Source organism: Kribbella sp. NPDC055110 (assembly GCF_053607525.1).
The window spans coordinates 382,299-402,507 of sequence record NZ_JBSGTS010000001.1; the positions used below are offsets into that span (position 1 = coordinate 382,299).

Genomic DNA, 20,209 nt, shown 5'->3' on the forward strand with positions numbered 1-20,209 from the left:
GTCAATCGTCCTTTCCTTGGAGGGCATCGGCGATTGCTTCGATCATCGGTACGCCGGCCTTGACCGCGAGCCAGTGCCATTGGCCGTTCGGGTTCACTTCGAAGAACACCCAGCGGCCGTCCGGGGTCACGGCGAAGTCGAGGGCTCCGAAGTACAGGCCCAGTTCGTCCATGAGCAACCGGACGCCCTTCTCCACCTGAACCGGAAGCTCGATCGGACCGTAGGTGAGCGACGGATAGTCCGTTCTCCAGTCCAGTCTGGCAGCCGCACTTTCGGCATGGATCGCAACCGGGAACATCCGCTGCCCGATCACGGTCAGGCGTACTTCGCAGCGCTTGGGCACTCGTTCTTGAAACAGGTGTGCAGTGCCGGTCACGCTCGCGTCGATCTCATCGGCGCGGAGAACGGTGGTCGGTAGGTATCTGTGACGTCGTTCTGCGGTGAGTACGCCGCCGCTGAGCCCTTTGTAGATGGTCTCGCCGGGGCCGATGAAGTCACGGGCATGATCGGGATCCGACGTGATGACCGTCCGCGGTACATCGAGCCCTGCGCGCGCTGCGACTGCAAGCTGAACCGGCTTGTAGTTCGCGGCCGAGTCCTTTGCCGGGTGATTGATCCATCGCACTGGAAGCGACCCTAGTACGCCGAGGACTCCGACGCGCGCCTCAGACACTGCGAATGCCCGTGCCTCGTCCGGCCAGGCGGTCGGCACACTGAACTCGGCGGGGCGTCGCCACCACACGGCGCTGACCACTGCGAGGTCGACTGACCGGTCGGCGGTCAGGTGTCCCTCCCAGCCCTGCGCCCCGAGGGTGGCAGCTATGCGGGACGACTGCGGGAAGTCGGAGGTGTCGTACCGGACGACGGACGCATCCCGCCTGGTCAGTTCGTCGATGACGGCGTCTGCGGTGAGGTCGTCGCGGCCGGTCAGTACCAGGACGGTGCTCATGGTCAGTAGTTGTCGGTCGAGGTGTCAGATCCTGGTCGCTGGCCGTCGGGGATTGGGGTCTCGGTGTTCGTTTCCGGCAGGGCGGCGGCGATCGCGTGGTACGGGTTGCCGGTCGCGGACACGTTCAGCTGGAGGTTGGCGCTGTAGGTCATCGGCAGCTCCATTGGCGCCTTGTCCGGCCCGGAAGCCAGGTGACGGACGCCGAACGGCACTGCGCTCATCTCGTTGCTCATGGTGAATCTCCTATGTCGGTGAGGGTTTGGAACGGCCGGCCCAGGACGGACTCGCTATCTCGTCCCGCGCCGGCCGGCTTCTGGGCTGCGGTGTCGGTGATTCGCTGACAGCGCAGGTGTCGGTCAGGTAGGCCGTGGATTCGAAGGTTGATGACGTGCGCGTACTGCTCTGCGAGGGCCGTCGGGGCGATGTGCTCTTCGATCAGGTAGTCGCCCAGCCACAGCTGAACGCGCCAAAGTTCCTGCTCGGCCATCGAATCGAAGGTCGATCAGGCAGGCTGGCCGGCGTCGAGCCACCGTACGACGGTGGAACCGTCGTGACCGTGCACTGCGAGGAGAGCGTCGAGGCCGTAATCCCACACGACCGTGGTAGCCCACCTTCCGCGCCACCGCAGCGCCACGGTCCCATCCGACCACTCGACTCCCTCCGCCACGTCGCCGGTACCGCTCACTCCGCTGACATCGACGGAACGCCGTAGGACGAACCGGCGTGGGTCCGCGACGCCTCGGGCCGGGTGTTCGAGCTGTGCATCGACATTCATTGGAGTTCCCCTTCGAGGTCCTTGATCTCCATCCAAGGACGTGTGACTGCGGAACGTAAGGAAGAAGTCGCTGCCTGTCGCTCGACGCGAACCGGAAATTTCCGGGCAGAACGCTGTCGGCCGGTGACTCGCCGTACATATCGTTGGGCTGTGGAGGGAAACCAGGCCCTGAAGGCGCGCATGGCCGAGGTCGGCCTGACCCAGGCCGAACTGGCCGAGGCGGTCAACGCCGATCTTCGGCGTGCGGGCTACGGAGGCACCGTGAGCGATCGAACGGTGCGGAACTGGTTGACCGGGAAGACTCGCTGGCCACATCACCGCCAGCGCGATGCACTCTCCGCAGTCTTCGGCTGTCCGATCACGGATCTTGGATTCGTCGCTCCGGCCGAGCCGGAGCCTGTCCCGAGGCGCCGGTTCATCGGTACGTCCGCGGCGACAGTCATGATCGCCGCTGGGGCGTCGACGCAACGCGTTGCCCAATCTCGGGTCGGTGCTGGTGACGTCGAGCGGCTGTTGTCCAAGTTCGCGTTGATCGTTGCGAGCGATCATCAGTACGGCGGAAAGCTGACCATCGAGACGCAAGCGTCCGCGCTCGCCGGTGAAGCTCTCGCGCTGCAGGCGCGGGGGACTGCGAGTCAGCGCATTCGCAGTGCGCTCTACAGATGCGCGGCCTCGTTCACGTCGAGTGCTATGTGGGCCGCGATCGACGGTCGCCGGTTCGACACCGCGCAACGACACTTCGATCGAGCAGGGGGCCTGGCCACCATGTCAGGCGACCCGGCGATCCAGTTCAGGATCTGGTCCCACGCCGGCAGCCTGTACCGCCACATGGCCAGGCCGGTCGACGCGTTGGCTGCGAACGATGTCGCGCGTCGGTTGCCGGTTGCGAGGCGAGATCCGATGTTCGCGTCACTCGGCCACGCAAGACATGCGGCCATCCTTGGGCAGACCGGCGATCACCGTGCCGTACGTCAGGCCATTGTCCATGCCGAGGATGCCCTGGTCAGATCTGAACCCGGTGACGAGCGTCCGCTCTGGCTGAACGCGTTCTACGACCAGGCCGAGTTGGAGAATCTTGCCCTAGCGGGCTATCTGGCGCTCGGGGACTACGAGATGGCTGAGGGCCACGCTCATCGGAGCCTCGCGCTTCTACGGCCCGGCATGCGGCGTACGCAATCGATCACCACCGCGCGACTCGCCAAGGCACAGCTCGGTCAAGGCGACCTGGAGGAAGCGGTCGCCACCGCGATGTCGATCCCGATCGAACCGACCGGCGTGCATCCACGCATCAACTCGATGCTCCGAGACTTCGGCAGCACACTTGCAGATTGCCGCACCATCGAGCGACCCGGCAACCGCCTGGGATCCATACGCACACGACTCACTGAGGAAGCTTCTGTGACCCCTGACGGTATTGCACTGCGCCATTCCACCGTGATCGACGACGTGTGGAGCACGATGATCGAGGTATACGCCGACGTGCGCGCGGACCAGCTTCATCTGCCGAACTACTCGGTCGAGCGATTCGGCGAACAGCTTGCGCGGCACGGGTCGGATCCGGGGTGGGAAGTTGTCATCGGCTACGACGCGGACGAGCCGGTGGGGTTTGCGTACGCGAACACGCTCACGCCCGACGATCGCTGGTGGCGCCGGATGACCACCCCGCTACCCGAGGGCTGCGCTGAAACGCCGACCGTGGCAGTGAAGGAGATCATGCTGCGTAAGCCGTGGCGGGGGCAGGGGATCGCTCTGCTGATTCATGACGAGCTGCTCCGTGGTCGTCAGGAGGTGCAGGTGTCGTTGCTGGTCAACGCGTTGAACGGCGACGGGAAGGTCAAGGCGCTCTACGAGTCGTGGGGCTACGAGCCGATCAGCACACAGCAGCCGTCCGTCGACGGCCCAGTTCTCACCGCCATGCTCCGGCCAACACGTCCAGCGTCTCGGTCTGCAGGTTGATCTCAGGCAACGTCGAGCGGCGGAGTCGATGTCGGACGGAGAACAGGGTGGCGCTGCGCTCTTCGAACCGATTGAGAGTGCGGCTTCCCGTCGACAACCCGTTCCGCCGCCGAGGTGGCATGCCTGCTATCAAGTAGTGGGTCCTTGGTGAATGGCGGAGTCGCTGCCGGAGTTCGATCGCGCGCAAGTGCACGCCGTCGGTGCTACGTCGATCGATGAAGGCTCAACTGCACGTTCGACTCTCCAGGCGACGCAACGCTCGCGGTCGCGCCGAACGACGTCTCTCAATCCGGGCACACTTCTTGCATTCGGGGCGTGTCAGCGATCTGCAACGAGTACTTCGGCGTGTTCGGCGGCCGGATCTTGAATGTTTGTGGATGACCTTCCACCTCGTTCGGTCGTGATCTGACCGCGTGCCAACACGTCCGCAAGCGCTGCGGCGACGTTTACACCGCAGTCAGATCCGCCTCAGGCTCTATGGCCGTTGTGGAGGTAGGCGACTGTCTTGGACTCGTCTGCCTCCAAGGCTGCTTGGAGGCGGAGCCATACGTAGGGACGGAGGCGTTGTTGCGCTTCGTGCGGCGCGACGAATGCGTATCGGGTCAGTTCGTCGCGGTTCGGCCTTAGAGTGGAGATCTGCTCGGGAGTGAGTCGGCCGGCGTCGAAGATGAACATGAGCGAGTCGTCCCAGGGGCCGTGGGGCGATACCCAGTCGATGCAGACGAGCGTGAGTTGGCTAGTTCGTAACTCGAGGTTCAGCTCTTCGATTAGCTCTCGGATGAGGCCATCGATGGGTGGCTCGTTCGCTTCGACCATGCCTCCGGGAAGGTCCCAGTCAGGCTTGTAATCGGGGTCCACCAGCAGGATTCGGCCTTCGCTGTCGCGGAGGATCGCGTCCGCTCCGACCCGTTTTCTGGCCTGTCTTGCGTTGCCTTCAGCGAGGTGTTGCTGCCAGGCTTGGGGGTCGCGTCGATAGAGCGGTTCGTCTGCGCTCATCGCGCTGGTGTCTGAGACTCGAGGACGTCGGAGGCGATCCATTGCTGGAGCCAGGTCCGCTGTCGCGCGGTGTCCGAGACGAGCTCTCGGGTTTCGCTGACGATAGGCGAGTCTGCGTACGGCGCGAGTTGGTCGCGGATCTCAGCTAGCTGTTGGACGACGAGTTGGGATCCCAGTGATTGGGTCGACTCGATGACGTCGCGCGTGATGCGACACGCTTCCTCGGTCTCGCCCTGTTCGATCAGGGAAGTGATCAGGAAGAGCTGTCCGAACGCGTGGCTCCGGGTGTGGGTGGACGGTCGGAGTTCGAGTACGAGCTGCGCCTGTTCCTGGGCCGATGCCGGGTTTCCGAGTTGCCCCATGCAGCGCGCTGCCTCGCTCGCCAGGCTGCCGTGGTCGAAGTGGCTGACCCATTCGGACGTCGTTTCTGCGTGGGATCCATCCAGTGCAGCTTCAGCTTGTCCGAGCAGCGCGCGAGTCTCCTGATCGTCTCCGAGGGCCGCTCGTGCCCTTGCTCGCATCGCTAGAAGGCGAGCGGCTAGCTCGGGATTTCGGGGGCCTTCGGCGAGCGCGGCTTCGCCGGCTTGGGCGAAGCGGATAGCGCCGTGCGGGTCGCTTCGGTGGTGGGCGAGGTGGCTGAGGCTGGCGAGTACGTGGACGCCGAGTTGGCGGTCCTGGCCGGCTTTGGAGAGGTGGTAGGCGCGCAGGAAGTGGCTGTATGCGCGGTCGTCGCGTCCGGCGTCGTGAGCCATCCAGCCGGCCATCTCAGTCAGTCCGGCTGCGGCGGTGAAGACGGTGGGGTCTTCGACTACGATGTCGCCGCCGAACAGCCGTGGGCCTACTTGTGTGTGCAGATACTTGACCACTGCGGCGTACAGGTGGGCGCCGCCCACTTGCCGGTCTGCGGACCGAAAGGCCTGCATTGCGAGCACGTCGGGTCCTTCGGCGCGCTTCGGCGAGCTCGCGGTAGCCGCGCGTCGTTGCAGGCGCAGGTCGACGGAAGCTGGGGGAGTGGGCTCGGTTCGAATCGCCTCGGGCCGAGACGCTGTCCTCGGGGCCGACAGGGCGTCCAGCCGGGCCGCGAAGCGTGACCTCTCGTCCTCGGTCGCTGCCGCGAGGAGCGTGTCCAGGCCTTCCTGGTTGATCGGTCTCGGGCGGATGTTGGCTCCGCCGGCTTCCCAACGGGAGACCATTCGTTCGCTCACGCCGATACGTTGGGCGAACTCGCGAATGCTCAGGCGCTGCGATTCGCGCAGCGCCCGTACCTCTCGGCCGGACCAGGCCTGGACCATCACGGCCCCAGTCTCCCATCGCCCGACGTGCGTCTCTACTTGAACCTCGCCGTGCGGGTTCGGTGGAAGTTCAGTGCTGCGTCAGTGGCAGTCCATGGTGCGTGCTGTGCGGTCTGCTCGACGCTTATCCGTACCGAGCAACAGCCGGATCGGACGGGGTTAGAGATAGATGCGAGTGGCTTTCGGGTACTTCAAGAAGCACTTCCTGATGAGTGACCCCGAGATCGCCACGCGTCGGCAAGCGATTGTCGACTGCGCGCGAGCAAACGATTGTGCGCTTGTTGCGATCTTCATCGATGAGCTGGAGACCGCGCCAGAAGAACTGCACAAGGCGCTCGCAACCGTCATGGAGGTCGACGAGGGCGTCCTGATCCTGCCGAACCTTCTCCATCTCGCGGCGGCTGGAAATCCGATCGAGCTTCGCCAGCACCTCTTCGCCAGCCACATCGATGTCCTGCTGTCCGAGGTGCCTGAGCAGGCGGGGCGGGTGTGCTGAGACGGGCTCTCCTCCTCAATGGCCCTGCACTCCGCGCCCGTTCCGCCCTCCAACAGAGCCTCACCGCCGGATCTCCTCACGGATCGCGGTCGAGGATCTGAGCCGGTTCGGTTGGCGCTGACACCTCTCAGCACCAACCGAGCCGCTGCGCAAACACTCGCGACGTTTCGCAGCGCTGCCCGAATGCCAGTTCTTTGGCTGCCGCGAGCGTTGAACGTGCATGGCGGATGGTCGAGAGGTTCAGCGGGAACGGCGTGAGGCGTGGGTCGGAGTGGAAACGCCTGCTCGGGCGCCGGTGCTTTATCCACAGGCTGCTCGAGTGCTTCGGCTGATCATCGCGCGGCTGGCAAGGTCGCGGCGCGGGACCGCTCAGGGGTGCGAAGAGGAGGAGACGTCGTGAGTGACGGTGATGAGTGGGCGACGCTGGACGAGTTGCTGGGTATGGAGGCGCTGGCGGATCAGCCGGATGACGGTGGGATCGGGCGGCTCGCGTTCTACGGGCGGTGTTCGACGGAGGACAACCAGGATCCGGCCACCTCAAAGGCGTGGCAGTTGGGGGAGGCGGAGCGGTTCGTGGAGCCGCTCGGGGGCGAGGTCGTGCAGGAGTTCTTCGATATCGGACAGTCGCGGTCGTTGCCCTGGGAACGGCGTGAACAGGCGAATGAGGTGCTGCAGGCGCTGAAGAATCCGGACCGGGGGTGGCAGGGGCTGGTGGTCGGGGAGGCGACTCGGTGTTGGTTCAGCAATCAGTTCAGCCTGACGTGGCCGAAGTTCGATCGGTACGGGGTATCCCTGTGGATACCGAGTCTGGGTGGGCGGTTCGATCCGGAGAACACGGTGCACGACATGGCGATGACGATCACCGGTGGGTTGTCGAAGTCTGAGCGGCAGCATGTCCAGCGGCGGGTTCGGGCTGCCATGGCTGCGCAGGTGCTCATTGATGGGCGGTACCAGGGCGGTCGTCCGCCGTACGGATATGTCGTGGTGGATGGCGGGCCGCATCCGCATCCGAGGAAGGCGGCTGAAGGGCAGCGGCTGCGGGTCCTCGTGGTCGATGAGTTCGCGGCGGGGGTAGTCCGGCGGATCTTCGATCTGTATCTGCAGAGTTGGGGGCGGAAAGCGATCGCTGAGCTCCTGAACCGTGAGGGTGTTCCTTGTCCGTCGGCGCACTCGCCGGGGCAGAATCGGCATCGGAGGATGGATGGGTGGCAGCATTCGACGGTTGCGGCGATCCTGGAGAATCCGCGGTACACCGGGTACGCCGTCTACGGCCGCTGGCGGAAGAGCGAGGAACTCCTGGATCCGGACGATGTGGCAGCTGGATACGTCGTGAGGTTTCGGCGATCGCCGCAGGCGAAGATTGTGCGGTCGCGACATCCGGCGCATCCGGCGATCGTGTCGGTCGAGACGTTCACGGCAGCGCAGCTCGAGAAGCGGAAGCGGAGGGCCGGCGGCAGGGCGGGCTGGTCGTCCGTGAGCCGTCGGCGGGCTCCGAAGAAACGTCTCTACATCTTCCGCGGCCGTATCACGTGCTCCGCCTGTGTGCGGAAGATGGAGGGTGCCGCGCGTCGTGGGGACACGGTCTACTACAGGTGCAACGCCCGTACGCTCGTCCCCGGATCAGCGACGGCCATGAGGCATCCCCAGCAGATCTATCTGCGGGAGGACATCATCGTTCCGCGGATCAACCGCTGGATCGGTTCGCTGTTCGATCCCGTGCACAGAGAGGCGACGATCACAGCGCTGCTGGACGCTGATGATTCCGCCGATCGAGTCTTGGAGCACATGCACACCTTGCGGGGCCGGGTCGCCGCGGCTGAGGTTGTTATGGAGAAGTTGCAGAGGGCACTTAATGCGGGGTGGGATCCGACCGAGTTGCGCGAGCAGTACAACGCGGCTGTGGCGGAGAAGCGGGCCGCGGAAGCGGCCTTGGCGGAGGAGCCCAATGAGCGGGGTCTGAGCCGAGAAGATCTAGAGGCGTACGTAGACCAGTTGGGCGACGTCGGGAGGGCCCTGAACACCGCCGAACCGGAGGAGCTGAGTGAGCTCTACTCGTCGCTGAGGCTGTCCCTAACGTACGACCACGTCGAGCAGAAGCTCGACGTGGAGGTCGATCCGTTGGCCGACCGTGTGGTTAAGTCTCGTGTCCGAGGGGGGACTTGAACCCCCACGCCCCGTAAAGGGCACTAGCACCTCAAGCTAGCGCGTCTGCCTATTCCGCCACCCGGACGAGTGGTCTGACCGCCGCAGCGGTACCGACCGGAGAACAGTAGCAAACTCCAGGGGTGGAATTCACATCGGGCGGATCGGGGTGTCTGATGGGGCTGGAGGAAGGGTGGGTGGAGATGACGGAGATGGATCTGGCGGCGGTCGAGGCGGAGCGTGATCGGCTGCGTACGGCGTACTTGAAGGGCGGCGGTACGTCGTCGGCGCGTGGACTGCATCACACTGCGTTACTGTGCGCGGACGTGGAGCGGACGGTGCGGTTCTACCAGGAGGTGCTCGGATTTCCGCTGACCGAGATGGTCGGGAACCGGGACTACGAGGGGTCGACGCACTTCTTCTTCGACATCGGGAACGGGAACCTGCTCGCGTTCTTCGACTTCCCGGGGCTCGATCTCGGGCCGTACGCCGAGGTGCTCGGCGGACTGCACCACCTGGCGATCTCGGTCGAGCCGGGGCAGTGGGATCGGCTGAAGGCGAGTCTGAGCGAGCACGGGGTCGAGTTCCAGGAGGAGAGCGGTACGTCGATCTACTTCCGCGATCCCGACGGCGCCCGGATCGAACTGATCTCCGACCCGCTGGGTGAGATGTACGGCCTCAAGGTCCTCTAAACGCCTGCTCTGAATGCCCGCGGCCGGGACGCGGCTGAGCCGTTGACCGGGGTGCCGGGCGGGCGGGATCCTCGACTCGGGGTGAGAGCGAGGCTCGGGGTGGGGCGATGGGGCAGCGGAGTCCGTTGGTGACGCTGGCGGCGACGGCCGTCGGGCTGGTCGGGTTGCTGGTGGTCAACAGCGCCCAGACACATGGCCCTGCCGCCGCGCCGACCGCGTCCGCCAGTTCCACGAGCCCGCCAACCACCCTGGCGCCCACAAGCCCGACAGCAACAAGTCCGGCGCCGGGGCAGACACCAACAGCGCCAGGGCAGACGAGCGCGACGCCGGGGCAGACCACCGTGACGCCGCCGGCAGTGCAGAAGCCAGTGGTGTACGTCGGCCGCACCGCAGGTCGGGAGGCCACGCTGGCCGTTGCCGTGAAGGGCGCCCGCGCAGTCGCCTACGTATGCGATGGCCGACGCGTCGAGGCGTGGCTGACCGGCGCCTTCACTTCTGGCCGCCTCGCACTGCGCTCGCGTGCAGGTGAACGCCTGACCGGTACCGCCACCGCGAAAGCCGCGTCGGGCGAGCTGACCCTGCGAGGCCGCCCACTGCGCTTCACCGCGACCCTGGCAGGACCGCCGGCGGGCCTCTACCGGGCAAGCAGCACCAAGGCGACGATCGGCTGGATTGTCCTCCCCGACGGCTCGCAGGTAGGCATCGACAACGACGGCACTCCAGCCCCGGCACCGCGCCTCGATCCCGCCACCCGCTCCGCGACCGTGAACGGCGTCGCCGTCACCGCTCAAGCCATCGCCGGCGACGAGACGTTCTGAGGTCGGCAGATGACACCACTGGAGGTGGGCAGGTGAGTACGACGTCCGTCGCGAGGCGCGGTGTCGTTGCGGTCCCGTTGATCGCCGGCGCTGCAGTGGCTGTCGCGCTGGGCGTCTACGGCCGGTTGCACCAGCCCACGGGTGTCGCGATCGACATCGCGGGCTTCTCCAGTTTCCGGGCCGTCAAGACCTGGCTGGCCACGCTGGCCGCCGTACTCGGCCTGCTCCAACTAGCAACCGCCGCCGCCATGTACCGAGGCCGCCCGCAGCTCGCACCCTTGCACCGCTGGTCCGGCAGAGCTGCCGTCCTGGTCACGCTCCCCGTCGTCGCGCACTGCCTTTATGCATTGGGCTTCCAGTACGGCGAACCGCGCGTACTGATCCACTCTCTGCTCGGCTGCTTCTTCTACGGCGCGTTCGTGGTGAAGATGCTGGTGCTCACCCGAACGGACGCGCCGTCCTGGCTGCTCCCGGTCGCCGGCGGGGCCGTCTTCACCGGCCTGATCGGACTGTGGCTCACCTCGGCGCTGTGGTTCTTCACCACATTCGGCGTCATCCGTTGAAAGGACCCGCGATGAAAGGACCCGCTGTGGACGCACCCAGCCGCCGTACCATCCTCGCCGGGGCCGCCGCCGGAATCGCGACGGTCGCAGGTTGCGCGAAGTACGGCGAGCCGCAAAGCACGCCCGCGCCTGCGCCTGCGCCTGCGCCTGCGCCTGCGCCGGCCGACACCGTCCTCGGCTCGACGGCGGAGATCCCGGTCGGCGGCGGGAAGATCTTCGCGCCGCAGCAGGTCGTGGTCACGCAGCCGGTCAAAGGCACGTTCAAGGCGTTCAGTTCGATCTGCACCCACCAGAGCTGCCCGGTCGCTAGCGTTGCTAGCGGGACGATCAACTGCGACTGCCACGGCAGCAAGTACTCGATCACGGACGGCTCGGTGCGGGCCGGGCCGGCGCCACGCCCGCTGCCGCCGAAGCAGATCAAGGTGTCCGGCGACGCGATCACCCTGACCTGAGTCCTCTTCCACGGCCGCGGTGGGAGAGGATGGGGCACATGACGACCTCCAGCGACCGTACGGCGTACACGCCCGATGCCGAAGTGGTGGAGCTCTGCAGTGAGCTGATCCGGATCGACACCACGAACTACGGGAACGGCAAGAGCAACGGGGAGCGGGTCGCGGCGGAGTATGTCGCGGCGAGGCTGGACGAGGTCGGGATCGAGTCGACGATCTACGAGTCCGAACCGGGCCGCGCGACGTTGGTCGCGCATTGGGACGGGGAGGATCAGAGTGCGGACCCGTTGCTGGTGCACGGGCACCTGGACGTGGTCCCGGCGGATCCGAAGGACTGGAAGGTCGACCCGTTCGCGGGGGAGATCTTCGATGGGTGTGTGTGGGGTCGCGGCGCGGTCGACATGAAGGACTTCGACGCGATGGTGCTGTCGGTGGTGCGGGCGCGGCAGCGTGCCGGGGTGAGGCCGCGGCGTCCGGTGCGGCTGGTGTTCACCGCCGACGAGGAGGCCGGTGGTGTGTACGGCGCGCAGTGGCTGATCAATAACCATCCGGACACTGTTGCCGACTGCACCGAGGGTATCGGGGAGGTGGGCGGGTTCTCGATCACGGTCAAGGACGACCTGCGGCTGTATCTGATCGAGACCGCCGAGAAGGGGATGAACTGGATGCGGCTCAAGGCGCGCGGTACGGCGGGGCACGGGTCGATGGTCAACTCCGACAACGCGGTCACGAACCTGGTCGAGGCGGTCACGCGGATCGGGTCGCATGAGTGGCCGCTGCGCGTGACGCCGACCGTGCGCGAGTTCTTGAAGACGCTGGAGGACGTGCTCGAGGTGGAGCTCGACCCGGACGACATGACCGCGACGCTGGCCAAGCTGGGCAGCTTCAGCCGGATGTTCGGTGCCACGATCCGCAACACCGCGAACCCGACGATGCTGAACGCCGGTTACAAGGTGAACGTGATCCCGGGCGACGCGGAGGCGCACATCGACGGGCGGTTCCTGCCCGGGCACGAGGACGAGTTCTTCGCGACCATCGACGAACTGCTCGGTGACAAGGTGCAGCGCGAGACGGTCGTCCAGGACATCGCCCTGGAAACCGAGTTCAGCGGCGGGCTGGTCGAGGCCATGAAGGCCTGTGTGCAGGCCGAAGACCCACAAGCCCGCTTCGCGCCCCTGCTCATGTCCGGCGGTACCGACGCCAAGTCCTGGAGCCGGCTCGGTGTGCGGTGCTTCGGGTTCGTGCCATTGCAGCTGCCGCCGGATCTGGACTTCATGGGGATGTTCCACGGCATCGACGAGCGGGTGCCGACGTCGGCGCTGGAGTTCGGGTCGCGGGTCCTGGACCAGTTCTTCGACAAGGCCTGACGGGGAGCGGCCGGCTGCCGCTCCCCATCCGCCTTCAGTAGGAGAACTGCTGGATCTGCGTGCCGTCCGGGCTGTAGGTCCAGGCCGTCCGGGTCGCCGCGTCGAGTTGGAGCGACGTGTCCTGTACGCCGTGCAGGAGCAGACCGCCCCGGTTCGTCACGATGATCCCGTTCAAGGTGCGGACGACCTGTCCAGTACTGAGGTCGACCACCGCAACCTGGCCGGTCGCGTTGTTGTCGGACACAAAGCCCTGCTGCGAGCCGAAGTAGACGATCCCCTCGGGCGCCGCGAACGAGACCAGGGCGAGGTGGTGGACGCCGTCCACGGCGAGCGATGTCGGCGCACCCTTGCGCAAGGCGACCCCGCCACCGGTGGTCTGCGTGGTCTCGTCGTACGGCGTGAGCGTGGCGGTCGGCGCGATCTTCGTGCTGACCGAGCCGGCTGCCAGGTTGTAGAGCGTGCCCGCGCCGTCCGAGGCGATGCCGTGGCCGCAGGCCGACACGGACTCCGCAGTGGTCACCGTCCGGGCGTCGAGATCGATCTTGGCCGGCGCGACACCGCCGAGGCAGATGATCGCGCTGCCGATCTTGCCCAGGAACACCTTGCCGGTGGACTGGTCGAGGTCCAGCAGGCTGTAGGTTCCGGCCGGGACGTCACCGTTGCCATCAGCAACGATCGGGGATGCGGCGGTGCCGTTGGCGAGGTCGACCGGGATGACCGAGTCGACGTTGCCGGTGTTGGCGCGAACCAGTACGGCGGCCCGGTTGCGTTTCGCGTCGACGCGTCCGGCGACGACACGGTACTCCGCGGCTCGGAGTACCGAACTGCCGACCAGCTTGCCGGTGACTGTGTCCCAGGTCTCGAGCTGTACGTCGCCGCCCGCTTGAGCGACGTGTGCGAGCAGGACCCGATCTGGGGCGACGCCGATCACGTGGTAGTCGGAACCGCTGCCGGCGTCAGAGGTCAGTACTGCGCCGTACGTGCCGGTTGTGGTGGAGTAATGCCGAACCTCGCTGCCGCCGGTCGTGGTACGCACTGCGGCGATCGAGTTGTTGCCGGACGCAATGAAGCTGAGCAAGGTGCTGCCGCCAGGGGCGGTGCCGTCGTCGACGACCAGGTTCGAGACCGGCGACGCCTGGCCGACGACGTGCTGATGGTTGTCGAGGGCAAGGATGCGGACACTGTAGTTGGCGGACGTGGCCAGGCCGAGTGACAGCGCGTCGAGCTGGACGGTGCCCGAGGTGCCGGACAGTGCTTTGTTCGCCGTGGACGGGGTGTTCACTCCGTCGTTGTCCAGGGCTGATCCGTTGGCGTTGGTGAACGTGTTCAGCGAGCCGAAGAGCGTCGGCGCCGGCGCGGAGAACTCGACGACCGCCGACTCCGCACCTCGGATGTTCCGTACGTCGTAGTGCAACCCGAAACCGGGCGCGGTCCGCGTGACCTCGGCGGTGTGTCCGTACGAGCCCTTCCCGAGTGCGCCGGCGAGGGTCGGAGCGTCCGGCCGGTCGGCCGCTGACCCGCCGGAGATCCGGATCGGCGCGAACTCGCCGTACCGGGTGAAGCTGGGGCTGCTGCCGAAGCCGGACAGGACGATGCCGATGCCGTAGAGCCCGCCTCCGCCCTTGAATGCCTCAGCCGGGACCGTGACCGTACCTGTGGATGCGGTCAGGGGCTGGTGCCAGCCCGCGGAGAAGATCGGGCCGTGGGCCGGACTCCAGTGGCCGACCGTGGATACGACCAGCTCGGGAGCTGTTGCGGTGGTGACACCTGTGAGGTCGTACGAGATGGTGACCGGGTGACCGGCCTGGGCCGTTGCCGGGGCGAGCGGGGCAGTGGACTCCACGTAGCGACCGTCGCTCGGGCCGATGGTCAGCGTGCGGTGCACGGTTGCCTGTGCCTCGCCGCCGATGAGCACCTGGAAGGTGTAGTCGACGGTGCGATCGGTGGTCGAGTTGACCGCAAGCCCTGCTGCCGACAGGAGTTGACGCGGTGTCACTCGGATCGACGGGGTGGTGGACGAGAACGTGACCGGGTGGTCGGTGCCGACGGTGAGCGCGTATCGGGGCGTGGCGTTGCGCGGCAGGCCAGTGACATCGGCGGCGAAGGTCACTGGTCCGACCAGGCCCTCGCCGTTGCCGCCGGAGGCCATGTCACCGAGGTCGATCCGGTTCTGGTCGGTCGTCTCCAGGAAGGTGCCGCCGAGGCCGCCGACGGTGACCCGGTGCGCGAGGGAAAGCCGCACGATCGAGGGTCGGGTGGTCCTCAGCTTGTCGCCAAGCGCCTTCTCGGTCGCGGCGGTCAGGTCGATCTGGGGCCCGACCTGCAGCGTTCGGTCGAGCTGCGGCGGGGTCTGGACCGTGCGGCCGGTCTCCTTCAGCAGGTCCCGAACCTGTGCCGGGCTCAGATTGTGGCCGGCCAACCGACCGGCCTGGAGCACGACTGCGGCGGCCGCCGCGATCTCCGGCGCCGACGCCGACGTACCACCGTTGAACACCGGAGTGACCGCTTGTGCGCTGCCGGCTGCGGTGTGCCGCAACGCGATGATGTTGTCACTGGGTGCGGACAGGTCCACCCGGCTGCCGAAGCCGGAGGAGAAGGTGCCGAACCCGCTGATCCGGGTCTCCGCGTAGGTGCCGGTCTGTGGGCCGCCGGCGTTCGCGGGTACGGCGAGCGTGTCGTCCAAGGTGGTGCCGCCCGCGGCAATCGCACCGCTGTCGGGCACCCGGGACGGTGTGGTGGTCAGCGCGACGTCGTCGATCGTCGTGGCATCGGCGTTGTTGGCGGCCTTGTCGGTCGGAGTACTGCCGCCGTCGGGGCCGACTGCGGCCGGGGTGTACAGCCGGGTGCCGTCGTTCGAGGAGATCGAGACGACGATGCCGTCCTTCTTGACGATCGAGGTGACCACGGACCGGACGTACGGGTCGTCCTCGAGGTACCGGCCCGGGAATCCTTCCGCGTCGGTGCCGAAGCCGAGGCTCGCGGTGATGACGTTCGGGCGCGGGGTCTGATGGGCGGCGGCCAGCAGCGCGCCGGCGATCTGCTTGATCGTCGGCTCCTGCGGCACCACCAGCCGGTAGTCGGCGCCGGGCGCGATCCCGAGCAGGTCGGTGTAGCCGCTGCCGGTGGCGCCCGCGCGCTGCTGGTCGTGGGGCAGTGGAGACATCACGCTGAAGTCGAGGAGAACCTCGCCGAGCAGGGGATCCTGGTTCTTCGTCGAGCCGGCCGGGTCGAGCGACCCGTCGGCGCCGGCGACGTACGTGGGGATCAGGGGCATCGACGGCAGATCGAGGTACCGGCGGCCGTCCTTCAGTACCGTGGTCGGCCCGTAACCCTTGACGTAGTCGTCGCCGGCGTCGGCCATCGACTGGTCGGTGAGGTCGCCGATGGACACGTTGGTGATGATCTCGCCGGTGCCGGGCTGCTGGCCGTAGCCGTTCTTGAGGGTGGTGAAGGCGCCGATCGCGTTGACTCCACCGGCGTTGAGGAAGGCCTGGGCGGAGTTCGCTACCGCGTAGTTCGACGGCAGGTCAGCCGAGTTGGTCGCCGCAGGGGCCTTCGCGGTGGCGCTCGCGGCGGCGGGCAGGGGCTGGGGGCCCGAGTTCATGGTGTTCACGTAGCGGTCCGGTTCGGCGTACGCGATGCCGGAGGTGCCCTGGAGGGCGCCGGCAACTGCTGCCGAGTCCTTCTCCGTCGTGGTGACCACATAGGTCCGCGCCAGGTCAGGTACGTCGGTTGCGGCCGAGAGGATCAGCGGATGCAGGGAGGTGGCGCCGACCGAGCGCAGCTTCGCATCGAGGGCCTTGTCGCTGGTCTGCGGGGCACGGGCGGCCAGCCGGCTCTGGGCCTTTCCAGGGAGGGCGGGGCCGGTCACCGAGGTCGCCTGGTCGAGCGTGACCAGCACCTGACCCGGCACCACTCCTTGCCGCTGGGCGGGTGGCTTGGGAACAACCGCGGAGAGGGCGGCGCCGGGCGGGGTGGTGGGGGAGGCGGAGGCGGTGCCGGAGCTTACGGTGGCCGTCACAGTTGCCAGCGCGAGAGCTGCAGCGCCGAGTTGCCTGTACCGGGAACGAGTGAGGTGCATGGGCATGCCTTTCGGGCAGGACACAGCAGGCAGCCGACGGGCGTGCTGCCATTGGCGGAGGTGGACGAGGCGGGTGTGGACGGAGCGAGTGATCCGCCTGTCACTGATGGAGGATGTCAACGCAGACAGCAACGACACAAGCCATGCAGGTGGCCGAAGTACGCCGGGTGGCGGACAGTCGCCACCGGCACGGCGGAGGATTCATGAAACTGGACGTGCTGGGACTCACGGACGAAACAGAGCACGTGTACACCGCCTTGGTCGGGCAGCCGCGCTGCACTGCTTCGGAGTTGGCTGAGACCTGCGGCATCACGGCGGCGGCAGCCGGCCGGCTCCTGTCCGCGCTGGTCAGGGACGGCCTCGCCACCCGGTCCGCCGGACGACCGCCACGCTTCTCGGCCACCGTCCCCGACGTCGCGGTGGCGGCGCTGATCGACGCGCAGCAGCACCGCCTGGACGAAGCGCGTTCCATGGTCCACCGGTTGATGGAGACCTATCGGGAGTCGGCCCGGATCACGCATCCGGAGCTGGCGGTCGAGTTGCTCACCGACCGCGACGACATCAGCTCGGCGGTGGGCAGGTTGACGGCTGACGCTCGCAGCGAGGTCCGTGCCTTCGACCGGCCGCCGTACGTCGACCGTCCGGGGTCCAACCTCGACCTGCAGATCGAGCGACAGCGCAAAGGCGTGGTCCACCGGGTGATCTACAGCCAGGAGGCAGTGGCCTGGCCGGGACGGATGACGTCCGACATCGGACCCAGCATGAGGGCGGGCGAGAAGGCGCGGGTACGCCCGGAGTTGCCGCTGAAGCTGGTGATCAGCGACAACCGGGTGGCCATCATCCCCTTTAGCCTCGCGGCCGGCGGGCAGTCGGCGGCGTACCTCATCCAGCAGTCACCGATGCTCGTGGCGCTGGAGTCCCTGTTCGAGGCCGAGTGGGAGCGCGCCATCGCCCTGACGGACAACCCGGTGCCCGACTCCGACGAACCCGACTTGGACACTCGGCAGCTGTTGACTCTGCTTGCGTCCGGCCTCACGGATGCGGCGATCGCTCGCTCCTTGGGCTGGAGCGAGCGAACCACGCAACGGCGTATCCACCGGCTGATGCAGGAGCTCGGCGCGTCGACCCGTTTCCAGGCCAGCCTCACTGCCGCACGCCGCGGCTGGCTATGACGGTCGGTGCAGCGAGAAGGCCCGAGATGAGGTAGTCGGCCGCATGCTCGATGTGCTGCAGGTCGAAGCGGCGGCCGAACTGGGCGGTGGAGTCCGCGGCCGCTTCGAGCAGGTGCTGATCGGCAGAGAGCGCGTTCGCGGCCGTGTTGTGTACGACGATGCGCAGACTGTTGGCGCCTGGTCGCGCGGCATCGGTGATGTCTACGCGGTACGGAGGAGCCCAGATGGCCCCGCACCGGATGTCGTTGAGCCAGATCTCGGCGGCGACACCCACCGGCGGGGTGATGAGCGCGCGGTAGGAGTTGCTGGGGAGGTAGGGCTCGCTGTCTGGGGCGACCGGTTCACCTGGGCCGAAGTCCAGGAGTAGGCGGTCGGTGGTCTCCGGGAGTTCGAACTCGGTGCGATAGGTGGCGGAGCCGGAGTACGTCGTGAGCGCCGGGTCGTCCTCCCAGCGGTGCGGAAGCGTGACCGGCCGAACGTCATTGCCAAAGGCAACGGACCAATCGCCCATCAGCGGGTTGGCCGGAGTACCCGTGTCCGCTGCGGCCGCTAGCTCGAGTTCGGGCGTGGGGGTTGGGATCAAGACGGCAGACTCGTACGGGTGGAGGGTCACGGTACGCGTGAGTTCGACGTCGTCAGAGAGCGCTCTCCAGCGTTCCACCGGCTGGTCGAAGGTGAGTGTGCGAGGCTCGGTGCCGGTGTTGGCGACGAAGTAGAAGTCGCCGTCGTCGAGGCGCCGATGGACGACTCCTACGTCCTGCTGGAGAGCGAGCGGCGGGGCCGGGAGGTGGTCGGCCAGGGTGCTGACGTCCGCGATCACCTTTCCGCCGGCCGCGACAACAGCATCCAGCCAGCGCTGGGTTTCGGGCGGTGTCGTAGTTCCTTCGGGTACGACGACCAGCGGTGCGTCGGCCGGATCAAGTACCTCGAGCGCGTCGTCGTCGATCAGGTCGAAGTCGAGTCCCGCCTCCCGGATCGTCCGGGGAACGCTCTCCGGGATCAGCCGGCGGGCGACGCGGTAGAGGTTGAGCGGCTCGGCGTGCCCCGCGCGTACGGCGGCGTACGCGTCGGAGGCCGGGACGTAGATCTTCACGGGCCGGACCGGCGTGCCCTGCTGGAGGAGCCACGACAGCCGGTGGAGGGAACCGAAGAGAGCGGTTGCTACCGGCCACCAAGGGTTTCGGTCGTCGAGGGCACCGGCGGCGTAGAAGATCCAGCCGAGGCCAGGGCCTTCGGACGGGGAGTACGGCCATCCGTGGCCGATGAGCTGGTTGACGCCGGACAGGAAGTGCTCGTGCGCCTCACCTTGGAGGTCGAGCGGCGTGGCGCGGAACGAAGGTGAGTGCACCCAGGTCCAGACCTCCGCCGACACGACCGAGCGGCCGTAGATGTACGCGGCCGAGGACGCCCAGCGGGTCTCCGGGATCCGCGTCCATCCCCAGCCTTCGCCTTCGAACATGTCGGCGTGCCGGTAGCTGCTCATCGTCGCCGGCGGCTCACCGTAGCTCTGGATGCGGAACGGTACGCCGTACCCAGCCGCCCACTGCTGGAACACCTTGAGGAAGTTGTCCTCGTACAGCTCCGACAGCGTCCGCCCGAAGTCGATCCGCAGCTGTCGCGAACCCTCGGTGTCGAGGAGTAGTTGGTAGAGCCGCGGCCGCAGCTCGTACCCGCGCCGTTTCACGAACTCGTCGAAGATCGTCGGCGTCCAGTCCCCGCCGTACACCTCGAGGCTGTCGCAGAACACGGACCCGAGGAGCTCCGGCGTGGCCGCGAGCAGCAACGGCTCGGCGACCTGCTTGATGTGCTCGTTCGCGGCGGCCGCCGAATAGTGGTCGAGCGTCAGCCCCTCGGCTCCCACCGCGGCCCGCTTCACCTGCTGCCCGGTCACGCGGGACGTCGCGATCAGCACCTCGCGCGGCTGACCACCGGCCGACACGTGGACGATCCCGTCGCTCACCGGCACCTCGACGTACGACGACGGCGCGCCGGCCGACCCGTCGCCGACGTACGCCGCGACGAACTCGTCACCGGGCCAAGCAGCCACGATCGGTACGTCGTACGCCGCGGCGCCGATCTCGCGACGGTCCCAGTGCAACTGCCGCGCAGCCAGCGAGGGCCCGATGTGCGCACCGCCGTACGACCAGCCGCTCCCGAGCGTCACGTCGAACCGCAGCCCGAGCCGTCGCGCCGTCCGCGCCGCGTGCCCGACCAGTTCGAGGAACTCGAGGGAGCCGAACGGCGCCGTCACCGGTCCCATCGGGTAGACGAACGCGACCTCGGCGCCGCCGAGCCCGGCCGCGGCCATCGCTTCCAGCTCGCGGTCGATTTCGTCTCGCTCGATGGACGGTCCGAACCACCACCAGCGCATCATCGGCCGCCCCTCGGGCGGCGGGTTCCGGAACTGTCGTCGTACGTCGTCGACGGTCGCCATGCTCTTCACCCCACAGGGGACGGCGAC

The 20,209-nt window shown here is 67.3% G+C and carries 17 protein-coding genes and 1 tRNA gene; 9 read left to right on the plus strand and 9 right to left on the minus strand.

The genetic code is table 11. The annotated features are described in order from the left end of the window. Window position 1 precedes the first annotated feature (1 nt). Genes tgmB through ACWF0M_RS01630 form a run of 4 tightly spaced genes read right to left on the minus strand, consistent with a single transcriptional unit; the run spans window position 2 to window position 1,724 of the window. Window positions 2-949, minus strand: coding sequence for an ATP-grasp ribosomal peptide maturase (gene tgmB / locus ACWF0M_RS01615; protein ID WP_452233645.1), 948 nt, complete (start codon window positions 947-949; stop codon window positions 2-4). A 2-nt stretch (window positions 950-951) separates the two neighbouring features. After that, window positions 952-1,182 carry a putative ATP-grasp-modified RiPP gene (gene tgmA / locus ACWF0M_RS01620; protein WP_452233646.1) on the minus strand — a complete coding sequence of 77 codons (231 nt, stop codon included), beginning with the start codon at window positions 1,180-1,182 and terminating at the stop codon, window positions 952-954. Beyond that, the gene (locus tag ACWF0M_RS01625) at window positions 1,179-1,436 is read right to left on the minus strand and encodes a hypothetical protein (RefSeq protein ID WP_452233647.1); all 258 of its coding nucleotides are present in this window, start codon (window positions 1,434-1,436) and stop codon (window positions 1,179-1,181) included. Before ACWF0M_RS01625 ends, tgmA begins: the two co-directional genes overlap by 4 nt. A 15-nt stretch (window positions 1,437-1,451) precedes the next feature. Further along, the gene (locus ACWF0M_RS01630) at window positions 1,452-1,724 is read right to left on the minus strand and encodes a hypothetical protein (protein ID WP_452233648.1); all 273 of its coding nucleotides are present in this window, start codon (window positions 1,722-1,724) and stop codon (window positions 1,452-1,454) included. Between the two features lie 42 nt (window positions 1,725-1,766). Between ACWF0M_RS01630 and ACWF0M_RS01635 the strand changes: the two genes are divergently transcribed. After that, window positions 1,767-3,680 (plus strand): hypothetical protein, encoded by a 1,914-nt coding sequence (locus ACWF0M_RS01635; RefSeq protein WP_452233649.1) that lies wholly within the window; start codon window positions 1,767-1,769, stop codon window positions 3,678-3,680. Window positions 3,681-4,148: 468 nt separating this feature from the next. Here ACWF0M_RS01635 and ACWF0M_RS01640 read toward each other — a convergent pair whose 3' ends face one another. Next, the gene (locus tag ACWF0M_RS01640) at window positions 4,149-4,676 is read right to left on the minus strand and encodes an NUDIX domain-containing protein (RefSeq protein ID WP_452233650.1); all 528 of its coding nucleotides are present in this window, start codon (window positions 4,674-4,676) and stop codon (window positions 4,149-4,151) included. Beyond that, window positions 4,673-5,968, minus strand: coding sequence for a helix-turn-helix domain-containing protein (locus ACWF0M_RS01645; RefSeq protein ID WP_452233913.1), 1,296 nt, complete (start codon window positions 5,966-5,968; stop codon window positions 4,673-4,675). Before ACWF0M_RS01645 ends, ACWF0M_RS01640 begins: the two co-directional genes overlap by 4 nt. A gap of 208 nt (window positions 5,969-6,176) precedes the next feature. Here ACWF0M_RS01645 and ACWF0M_RS01650 point away from each other — a divergent pair, with 208 nt between their 5' ends. Next, a complete protein-coding gene (locus tag ACWF0M_RS01650; RefSeq protein ID WP_452233651.1) occupies window positions 6,177-6,464 on the plus strand; it encodes a hypothetical protein in 288 nt (95 codons plus the stop codon). Window positions 6,465-6,860: 396 nt separating this feature from the next. After that, complete coding sequence (locus ACWF0M_RS01655; protein WP_452233652.1) at window positions 6,861-8,627, plus strand: recombinase family protein; 1,767 nt, start codon at window positions 6,861-6,863, stop codon at window positions 8,625-8,627. On the opposite strand, the gene ACWF0M_RS01660 is transcribed toward ACWF0M_RS01655, so the two are convergent. Beyond that, window positions 8,609-8,694 (minus strand) — tRNA-Leu (locus tag ACWF0M_RS01660). The two genes, ACWF0M_RS01655 and ACWF0M_RS01660, sit on opposite strands and share 19 nt — an antisense overlap. Window positions 8,695-8,809: 115 nt before the next feature. Between ACWF0M_RS01660 and ACWF0M_RS01665 the strand changes: the two genes are divergently transcribed. The 5 genes from ACWF0M_RS01665 to ACWF0M_RS01685 all read left to right on the plus strand — a co-directional run bounded on the left by ACWF0M_RS01665 (window position 8,810) and on the right by ACWF0M_RS01685 (window position 12,495). Next, window positions 8,810-9,298 carry a VOC family protein gene (locus ACWF0M_RS01665; RefSeq protein ID WP_452233653.1) on the plus strand — a complete coding sequence of 163 codons (489 nt, stop codon included), beginning with the start codon at window positions 8,810-8,812 and terminating at the stop codon, window positions 9,296-9,298. Window positions 9,299-9,405: 107 nt separating this feature from the next. Next, a complete protein-coding gene (locus ACWF0M_RS01670; RefSeq protein ID WP_452233654.1) occupies window positions 9,406-10,116 on the plus strand; it encodes a hypothetical protein in 711 nt (236 codons plus the stop codon). A gap of 32 nt (window positions 10,117-10,148) precedes the next feature. Continuing rightward, window positions 10,149-10,679, plus strand: a complete 531-nt coding sequence (locus tag ACWF0M_RS01675; protein ID WP_452233655.1) for a DUF6529 family protein — start codon at window positions 10,149-10,151, stop codon at window positions 10,677-10,679. A gap of 11 nt (window positions 10,680-10,690) precedes the next feature. Next, window positions 10,691-11,131, plus strand: a complete 441-nt coding sequence (locus tag ACWF0M_RS01680; RefSeq protein WP_452233656.1) for a Rieske (2Fe-2S) protein — start codon at window positions 10,691-10,693, stop codon at window positions 11,129-11,131. 38 nt (window positions 11,132-11,169) lie between these two features. After that, window positions 11,170-12,495: a M20/M25/M40 family metallo-hydrolase gene (locus tag ACWF0M_RS01685; RefSeq protein WP_452233657.1), complete on the plus strand. Its 1,326-nt coding sequence runs from the start codon at window positions 11,170-11,172 to the stop codon at window positions 12,493-12,495. 34 nt (window positions 12,496-12,529) lie between these two features. Here the strand turns inward: ACWF0M_RS01685 and ACWF0M_RS01690 are convergent, their stop codons facing one another. Further along, window positions 12,530-16,516 (minus strand): hypothetical protein, encoded by a 3,987-nt coding sequence (locus ACWF0M_RS01690; protein ID WP_452233658.1) that lies wholly within the window; start codon window positions 16,514-16,516, stop codon window positions 12,530-12,532. 263 nt (window positions 16,517-16,779) lie between these two features. On the opposite strand from ACWF0M_RS01690, the gene ACWF0M_RS01695 reads away from it, so the two are divergent. Then, the gene (locus ACWF0M_RS01695; protein WP_452233659.1) at window positions 16,780-17,748 is read left to right on the plus strand and encodes a helix-turn-helix transcriptional regulator; all 969 of its coding nucleotides are present in this window, start codon (window positions 16,780-16,782) and stop codon (window positions 17,746-17,748) included. Here ACWF0M_RS01695 and ACWF0M_RS01700 read toward each other — a convergent pair. Beyond that, window positions 17,720-20,182 (minus strand): glycosyl hydrolase, encoded by a 2,463-nt coding sequence (locus ACWF0M_RS01700; protein ID WP_452233660.1) that lies wholly within the window; start codon window positions 20,180-20,182, stop codon window positions 17,720-17,722. The genes ACWF0M_RS01695 and ACWF0M_RS01700 overlap by 29 nt on opposite strands. Window positions 20,183-20,209: the final 27 nt, after the last annotated feature.

Excerpts from the sequence above, each read along its gene's own strand:
- tgmB (WP_452233645.1), bottom strand. The coding sequence starts at position 949 with ATGAGCACCGTCCTGGTACTGACCGGCCGCGACGACCTCACCGCAGAC.
- tgmA (WP_452233646.1), bottom strand. The coding sequence starts at position 1,182 with ATGAGCAACGAGATGAGCGCAGTGCCGTTCGGCGTCCGTCACCTGGCT.
- ACWF0M_RS01625 (WP_452233647.1), bottom strand. The coding sequence starts at position 1,436 with ATGGCCGAGCAGGAACTTTGGCGCGTTCAGCTGTGGCTGGGCGACTAC.
- ACWF0M_RS01630 (WP_452233648.1), bottom strand. The coding sequence starts at position 1,724 with ATGAATGTCGATGCACAGCTCGAACACCCGGCCCGAGGCGTCGCGGAC.
- ACWF0M_RS01640 (WP_452233650.1), bottom strand. The coding sequence starts at position 4,676 with ATGAGCGCAGACGAACCGCTCTATCGACGCGACCCCCAAGCCTGGCAG.
- ACWF0M_RS01645 (WP_452233913.1), bottom strand. The coding sequence starts at position 5,968 with ATGGTCCAGGCCTGGTCCGGCCGAGAGGTACGGGCGCTGCGCGAATCG.
- ACWF0M_RS01650 (WP_452233651.1), top strand. The coding sequence starts at position 6,177 with ATGAGTGACCCCGAGATCGCCACGCGTCGGCAAGCGATTGTCGACTGC.
- ACWF0M_RS01665 (WP_452233653.1), top strand. The coding sequence starts at position 8,810 with ATGACGGAGATGGATCTGGCGGCGGTCGAGGCGGAGCGTGATCGGCTG.
- ACWF0M_RS01670 (WP_452233654.1), top strand. The coding sequence starts at position 9,406 with ATGGGGCAGCGGAGTCCGTTGGTGACGCTGGCGGCGACGGCCGTCGGG.
- ACWF0M_RS01680 (WP_452233656.1), top strand. The coding sequence starts at position 10,691 with ATGAAAGGACCCGCTGTGGACGCACCCAGCCGCCGTACCATCCTCGCC.
- ACWF0M_RS01685 (WP_452233657.1), top strand. The coding sequence starts at position 11,170 with ATGACGACCTCCAGCGACCGTACGGCGTACACGCCCGATGCCGAAGTG.
- ACWF0M_RS01695 (WP_452233659.1), top strand. The coding sequence starts at position 16,780 with ATGAAACTGGACGTGCTGGGACTCACGGACGAAACAGAGCACGTGTAC.
- ACWF0M_RS01700 (WP_452233660.1), bottom strand. The coding sequence starts at position 20,182 with ATGGCGACCGTCGACGACGTACGACGACAGTTCCGGAACCCGCCGCCC.